Raw genomic sequence first — 7,081 nt, forward strand, 5'->3', positions numbered from 1 at the left:
GAACAACTCCCACAACTCATCGGGTACCAGCCGTTCCACCAAGCCCACCATGAACGGCTCAACGACTCACCAGCACCAAAGGAAACGCTGTCTAACGAGTTGGTGCGTGATAGCGCGCAGAGGGAAGCGGTGCCCGGCCGCCCTTCCGCTCGCCCCAAGGCGACGTGGCAAAGCTCCACCAGCTTGGCTGGTGGAGCTTTGTTGTCGCACAGCCCCGCACCTGCGGGGAGCCGAGCCTCAAGGAGAGCCGGGTACGACCGCGGGCCCACCCCCGCGCTCGCAGGGGCAGTGGCTTGCTTCACCCGTACTTCCGAGATGCAAGCGCCTCAACGCGTTACGGACTGTCTGCTGGGCTGCCCACGCATCTGGCAGGCATGTGGCGCCGCGGTGCGCCGGCACCCTCGGCAAGACTGCGGCGCGTCACCGTGGTCTTGCCTGCTGGGCTCACCGGTTCATCTGGGCGGAATTCGCGAGGAGGGCGCCGATCTGCGGCCTCGTGGGGTCTCCCAGGACGATGTCATCGATATTGCGGTACCGGCGTCCGTCAACGTCGACCGGATCAACGCGCTGCCCGCGCATGACCCGGTAGATGAGGCGGGACAGGTTCGACCACTGGTTTTCCAAAGCCATACCGAAGGAGCCGACGTAGGCGTAGCGGCGACCGCTATCATCCCCGCTGGATTCCCCGTCTCGGATTGTCTCGTGGATACGGTTGAAGATCCATGGAGTGCGGGCGGCCTCGGCGGTGGCCTGGGCGATGTAGGCCAGGCGCAGGCGGTAGCTGTTCGCAGTCTGCCGGGTAATGCCCTGGAACGACATCAATTGATTGTGCAGGTACCATGGCGTATAGACCATGTCGCCGCGTTCACGGTTCGGGTCCAGGCTGTTGTAATTCTCGTCGTAGCCGAGATCGTTGAAGTGGCCGGCTTGGTTGTACTGGTCACGCCATGCCCGGGCCAGTGCGCTCCGATCGCCACCAGCGTCGCCGAATTGCCACCTATGGCTGTTGGCGCCGAAGCCGACGAGGTAAAGATCGTTCGTCCGGAAGTACAGCGTCAAGTGCATCTGGTCCTGGTTAGGGCCGGTCAAGACCTGAACCTCGATGAAGTGGTTCTGTATGGTCTCGGTTTCCCATAGACGCCTGTCCACATTCCGGTTGTTGATCTGGTGCCCGGCCCAGGTGCGGAGGGAAGTGATGAAATCACTGTACCTCGTCGCCCCTTCCGGCGTTCTCATCTCACCGTCCAAGTCAGAGACATACCAGGGTATGACGGTCCAGCGGGAATTTCCCGTGTCTGCGTGGGCCGGTGTCGAGTTGGCGTTCAGCAGCCCGCATGTGGCGAGCAGGGCAAGAAGCAGCACGCCAAGGCGTCTGCCGACGCGGCGCACGATGGACACTGGATGCACGGGAGTTCTTCCTACGTTTGAGCGCAGAGCCCCAGCGGGGCCCCGCGGGAATGTGTCGGCAAGGCGTCAGCCGGCGATGCAGGCGCATGCCGGAGTTGCCTCCTTGCCCGTCGGTGCCCTCACCCTGCCGTGCGGACCTAACGCTGATCTAACGTCGGCACCCAGGCACCGCTCCGGCTCCGGCTGCGTCCAGTCGTGCAGCCCGCGGCGTACGGAGGAAGACTGCCCGTGCGGCGCTACGGCCGGGCCCAGTGGCCCCGCGTGCTCGACCGTCCAGCGCGGTGCGGGGCACCGCAGTTGGTTGTGTGGCTACCCTGTGCGGGCCGCTGCTTGTGGGCCGGGCACCGCGCGGGAGACAAGGGCACACCCGCGAAAAAATCGTTCGCTCTCAACACCGAACCGCACATCGCCGACCTCGGCGGAACGGAGCCGCATATCCAGGCGGAGGTATTCGGCGACGACTTCCGGAAGGCGTACCGGATACTCCGTGCCGTTCAGCAGGCGAGCGGGGGGGAATCCCGACGACCTGGCGCAGGCAAACCCCGAGGAACTGCCCGGCATGGCATGGATGCGGGTGCCGATACGTCTCTCGTGGGTCAGCGTGCGTGCCAGCCCGTTGCAGTGCCCTGCTTCCAGGCTCGCACCGCGGTGAGGTCCGTATGCTCCGTCTGGGGATCCATCGCATCCGGTGGAAACCACGCCAGCTCGGAGCACAGGTGCGGCTCCCGGTTCTCCGGGGTGCCCTTCCACTGTGTGGTGTGGAGGTACCAGCCGATGACGGGCGTGCCGTCGTCGCTGATCGTGTTCAGTACATGGGCTGTGTGCAGGTCCTCAAGCTGTACGTGGAGGCCGACTTCTTCCCATGCCTCGCGTACTCCGGCCTGGTTTACCAGCTCACCGTGCTCGACTCGGCCGCCGGGCAGTGACCACAGCCCGTCGGCGAATCCGGTGTTCGCACGCCGCATGAACAGCACGCGGGCTTCCTCGTCTTCGATGACCAGTCCGGCGAAGACGACGGAGGAGCGCCTGAGTTCCGACACGCGAAGGCCCTTCAGTTTGTCCGTGTACTGGGCCGTACTGAAGTCTGCCTGACGTGGTCGGTGTTCGGCCCCGGGAACTACTTGGTGCTGGTCAGAAGATCGGCGGACGGCCGGCGCGGGTCAGCCGGGCCACGGTGCGCCAGCTTATGGGCGAGCGGGTGCCGGGGTGGGTGTGCAGGCCCTCCTTGAGGTCGGCGAGCGTGGCCTGCCAGGCGTCTCGGCCACGCACGCGCCATACCCTCAGGGCGGCCCAGGTGGCGAGGTTGGCGGGGATCAGCAGGGCGGGGAGGGTGCGGCGGGCGAGCCAGATGCGGTTGCGGGCGGTGGGCCGGTAGAACTGGGCGTGGCGAGCCGGGTGGGTCGCTGGGGGGGGTGGACGACGATTTCGGACCGGTAAAGGCCCGTGTAGCCGTGCTGCCACAGCCGCCAGGCGAGGTCCACCCCTTCATGAACAGGTAGAACGCGCCGGGCCACTGCCCGGCCAGGTCGAACGCGGAGCGGCGCACCATGAGGAAGCCTTCGGCCATGACGGTCACGGTGCCCGGGCGCGTCGCATCGGCGGCGCGCAGGCGCGGTACCCAGCGGCGCAGGGTGATGCCGGTGTCGGGGTCGGCGATGCGCGGCTGCACGTAGGCCAGCGAGGGGTCGTCTTCCAGCTCGGTGGCGAAACGAAGACGGCTGCTGCGGCAGCGCCGCGGCGCTCGGCGACGGCGAAGACGGCGGCGGCTTCCATGTCCGCGACGAGGATGCCCTCGGTGCAGCCCTGGGCGATCTCCTGCGCGGTCTCCCGGTAGGGCGCATCGGCGCTCCAGGCCGCGCCGGTGTGTGCCGGCAGGCCGAGGGCGCGGAGGTCGTGGTGCAGGCGGCTGCTGAGCGCGGGCCGTGCGTAGCGGGCGGGGGCGAGGTAGTGGCGGGAGAGTCCTTCGTCGCGCAGGGCTTGGGTGCACACCACGATGTCCCGGCGTCCAGGCACGTCTGCAGGAAGGCGGCGGTTCCGACCGTGATGACCGTGCGGGCCTGTGTGTCTTGCAGGACGGTGCGCCGGTAGAGGAGGAGGGCGTCGGCGAGGCCGGTGAGCGTGGCGTGCGGATGGCGGGCCCGGATGTAGGCGGCGTGCTCGGCAGGGTCGGTCACCGCTGGCAGGGCGTGCTTGCCGGGGCGCAGCCAGAGCCCGTCGTCGGTCACCGGGCGCTCTCCCGGGCGGCCAGGGCGGTGGCGAGCTGTTGCCCGGCGGTGCGGTTGACGTGGTTGAGCACATGCCAGAGCAGGACAGGGTCGTCCATGTGCCGCAGGCGTCGGTCGTAGCCCAGGCTGTGCCTGGCCAGCGCCTCGACGAGCTGGTCCTTAGTCACCTGGGTCAGGTCAGTGCCGGCGTCATAGAGGTCTTCCAGTACGTGGCCGATGCGGCGGTCGCCGCGTGAGCAGACCGCTTCCAGGTGCATGCGGCTGGTGGCGAACTGCTCCACCCGGTGGTGCGCTGCGAAGTCCGCCTCGCCGACCAGGGCGCGGACGCGGTCGCGGATCTGGTTGCCGTAGGCGTGGGCCGTGTCCGGGTCCGTCATCGCCAGGCGCTGGGTCGGCGTGCCCGGCTTGGGCATGAACTGGTGGAGCTTGATGATCACGTTGGTGTCCGCGGCGCCGAGCCGCTGGCGCACGTCCAGGGGGTAGTCGGCGATGGCGAGGCGGTCTGCCCGGCGTTCGCCGGGGCGCCGATGATGAAGTAGAGCATGACGGTGTTGATGTTGCCATTCGCCCGGCACAGTTCCAGGGCCCGGTCGATGCGCTCGGGGGCCCTCGTCTGGCGCGGTGGCCGGCGCGTTCCGGGAGGGACCACCGCGCGACGCTGCCACCCGGCACAATGTGCTCTCCGCCAACTCCGCATTCTTCAAGTTCGTGCTGCAGACCCGGGTCCTGCCCAAAGAGACGATGGACGGCAATCCCTTCGACGGGGTGCCGTACCCGGCCATGGACCCGCTGCTCACCCGTACCGAGGACCTGACCGAAGCCGAGTACGTCACGCCGGCCCGCATCGCCCGTAACGATCATCCGTGCCGCCGTACGGCGTTCCGGCTGTACGTCCTGATCCTGGTCCTGTACCACCTGTGTCTGCGGATCGATGCCGCACTCGGCGCGCGGATCGAAAAGCTGGGCTACGACAAGGGCCACCACATCCTGGAGGTACAGATCAAGGGCGGCACCTGGGTCACCAAGGCGGCGCCGCCGTTCGTCTGGCACGCCATCCAGGTTCTCGTCGGGGGCCGCACCGAGGGTTTCATCTTCTGCACCAGTACCGGCAGGCGGCTCGACCAGGCGTCACAGTGGCGCGCGATCCGGGCCACCGCAAAGCGGGCCGGCCTGCCGCAGAAGAAGATCGGCCCCCACTCCCTGAAGCACTCCATGATCACCCACGCGTACGACCGGCCCGGCGCCCGCCCGGAGAAGATCCAGCACTGGGCCGACCACAAGGACCCGCGCACAACACAGCGGTACACCCAACGCCGCAGCGCGCTGGAAGGCAGCCCCGCCTATGACGCGGCCTCATCCATGGCCGAGCAATTGGATGCATCGTGGCGGTGGTGTTCGGCACAGCCCGCACGCGGCGGTCCGGATGACTTCCGGCCGCCGATCTGCCGGGAGGACCCACACGGGCTGTTAGCCTCTGCACAATGCCTGGACCGGCGGCAGCAGTGGGGGTGCTGAGCACGGTGGCCGACGATCGACCTGATGCAAACACACCCGGCCAGGGCGACAACCACGCGGGCGGTGCACAGCCGTCTGCATCGCCGCCTCCCGCGTCGGCGCACCAGCCAACACCGGACGGCAGACAGGCCGGTAGCGCGGTCGGAGGCTGGTTCAGCACACATCAGCAGGCAGCCTGGATCACTGCCGGGGCGACTGTCCTCGCCGCCCTGATCGCTGCTGTGGTGCCTCTCCTCGGTTCCTCCCGTGGCGACGAGGCCGACGGTGCCCCGATCACCGTGCCGACTTCGTCGGCACCTGCCACGACACCTGAATCGGTACCCGCCTCCGCCTCGCCGTCGGAGCAGAGCAAGATACCCAGGCCGGCTCACAGTTCGTCGCCCGCGGGAAGCGAACTCTGGCGCGGCTCGCTGCTGCTCGACACCGACCCCAAGGACCTGGACGCCGGACAGCCTGTTGCTGTCGGCTATGGCAACGAGGGCGATGTGTACATGCTGCCCGAGAACGAGATCGAAGGCTGGAACGGCACCGTGATCTCTCGCTGGTCAGGCCCTGCGACCAGTCTGCCGGGGTACGAGGAATGCTTGCTCACGGTCAATGCCGCGGGAGCTGCCAAGCAGCAACTCAGTAAGAACACGGTGTTATGCGTACGGACAAGCGCTGGGAATATCGCCCGGCTCAGGCTCACTGCGCTCGGCGCCGACGGCATCGGCAGCGACCACCGCACCACGTTCGACGCCGTCACATGGCGCGCGAGCTGAGCCACCCTGGACGGCGCTGCGCCCCAAGGCCACAAGACTGTGGTCTGCACGGCGGGGACGTCGGCTGCGGAGCGTCCCAACTGGAGGGCCAGGGGGCCTGACGCCTCTCCCAAACGGTGTGCGGGACGGCTGAGACGGGTCTGTGGCCACTGTCTCGTTGTGGACCGTCCCGCCCCGAGCCATGACCGGGTCACACTGACTGCGCAACCCGCTCCTGGAACCAGGCGGACAGGACCGTAGCGAGAAGAGCCAGTGGTCCGTGGCGGGTAGCGCAGAACGAGCCCGCATCGGGGAACCCGCTGCAGTGGGATCAAGGGAGCCAGCGACAGGGCGTGCGGTGCGGTGGGCGACGAGCTGCCTGCGCAGGTCTGCGAGGGTGCTGGTGCCGCGTGCGAAGTCGGCTCCGCCCAGCTGAGCGTCGAGGCCGAACTCGACACCTGCACTTACGACACCGGCATCACCGTCACCGACGCCCAGATCGACGCCCTCGCCATGACCCGGCACCGCTTCCACGGCGACTGGAACTACACCCTCCACCCCGGCACTCCGGGCGTGGACAGCACAGCCCCGACTGCCCGCCCGGCAAAGGCGCCCCTGTCACCGAAGGCCGCATCACTGCGCGGCCCGGAGCTGACCGGGATGCCCGAGGAGGAGCTGGACTACCTCGTCGGCGAACTGCCGTCGGCTCTGGACGAGTTGCGTGAGCGTGAACGGCTTCGACAACGCGGATCCGATCGACGCAGGGCTCGCGGAGCCGGCGCCAAGGACAAGCTGACCGCGGCCGACCAAGTCCTGACTACCTGCTCTACCTGCGCAAACTCGGCCCCCGAGACCTGCTGGCCGAACTCTTCGGCGTCAACGGCAGCACCCTCACCCGGTCCGTTCACCAAGTCCAACCACTCCTGGTCAAGCGCGGCCTCACGATTCCGCCCTCAACAGCCCGGTTCCGCACACCCGCGGACGCGGCCGCGTTCCTCGCAGCAGTCAACGGCTCAACGAGGACCAAACCAGCATGTTGATTCTCTGCAAGCCCTTATGGGCCGTCGGCCGCGAGATGCCCATCTCTGCGGAGTGCCCTGGTCGGTTTCGCCTCCGGCGTGTTTCATGGGTGGTCAGGATCGGACGGTGTGTCTTGGTGGTGTTCCCGGGGCGAGGAGGCTGTTTGCGGTCGCC

The 7,081-nt window shown here is 67.9% G+C and carries 7 protein-coding genes and 1 pseudogene; 3 read left to right on the forward strand and 5 right to left on the reverse strand.

Going from position 1 to position 7,081, the window contains the following annotated elements; genetic code table 11:
- Nucleotides 1-444: 444 nt before the first annotated feature.
- The 5 genes from ACH4FX_RS42940 to ACH4FX_RS42960 all read right to left on the reverse strand — a co-directional run bounded on the left by ACH4FX_RS42940 (nucleotide 445) and on the right by ACH4FX_RS42960 (nucleotide 4,102).
- A complete protein-coding gene (locus tag ACH4FX_RS42940; RefSeq protein WP_398487336.1) occupies nucleotides 445-1,398 on the reverse strand; it encodes a ribosome-inactivating family protein in 954 nt (317 codons plus the stop codon).
- Between the two features lie 605 nt (nucleotides 1,399-2,003).
- Entirely contained in the window at nucleotides 2,004-2,447 is a 444-nt protein-coding gene (locus ACH4FX_RS42945; RefSeq protein ID WP_398487337.1) for an NUDIX domain-containing protein, read from the reverse strand.
- A 91-nt stretch (nucleotides 2,448-2,538) separates the two neighbouring features.
- Nucleotides 2,539-2,676 (reverse strand): hypothetical protein, encoded by a 138-nt coding sequence (locus tag ACH4FX_RS42950; protein ID WP_398487338.1) that lies wholly within the window; start codon nucleotides 2,674-2,676, stop codon nucleotides 2,539-2,541.
- 303 nt (nucleotides 2,677-2,979) lie between these two features.
- Nucleotides 2,980-3,420, reverse strand: coding sequence for a hypothetical protein (locus ACH4FX_RS42955; protein ID WP_398487339.1), 441 nt, complete (start codon nucleotides 3,418-3,420; stop codon nucleotides 2,980-2,982).
- Between the two features lie 208 nt (nucleotides 3,421-3,628).
- The gene (locus ACH4FX_RS42960; protein ID WP_398487340.1) at nucleotides 3,629-4,102 is read right to left on the reverse strand and encodes a hypothetical protein; all 474 of its coding nucleotides are present in this window, start codon (nucleotides 4,100-4,102) and stop codon (nucleotides 3,629-3,631) included.
- A gap of 151 nt (nucleotides 4,103-4,253) precedes the next feature.
- On the opposite strand from ACH4FX_RS42960, the gene ACH4FX_RS42965 reads away from it, so the two are divergent.
- The 3 genes and pseudogenes from ACH4FX_RS42965 to ACH4FX_RS42975 all read left to right on the forward strand — a co-directional run.
- Nucleotides 4,254-5,147 (forward strand): tyrosine-type recombinase/integrase, encoded by an 894-nt coding sequence (locus ACH4FX_RS42965; protein ID WP_398487341.1) that lies wholly within the window; start codon nucleotides 4,254-4,256, stop codon nucleotides 5,145-5,147.
- A complete protein-coding gene (locus ACH4FX_RS42970; RefSeq protein ID WP_398487342.1) occupies nucleotides 5,141-5,908 on the forward strand; it encodes a hypothetical protein in 768 nt (255 codons plus the stop codon). Before ACH4FX_RS42965 ends, ACH4FX_RS42970 begins: the two co-directional genes overlap by 7 nt.
- Before the next feature lie 411 nt (nucleotides 5,909-6,319).
- Nucleotides 6,320-6,927: pseudogene (locus ACH4FX_RS42975) on the forward strand (transposase family protein); the annotation flags it as partial.
- Nucleotides 6,928-7,081 lie beyond the last annotated feature (154 nt).

This window comes from Streptomyces sp. NPDC018019 (genome assembly GCF_044327805.1).
In the GTDB taxonomy this organism is placed as follows: domain Bacteria; phylum Actinomycetota; class Actinomycetes; order Streptomycetales; family Streptomycetaceae; genus Streptomyces.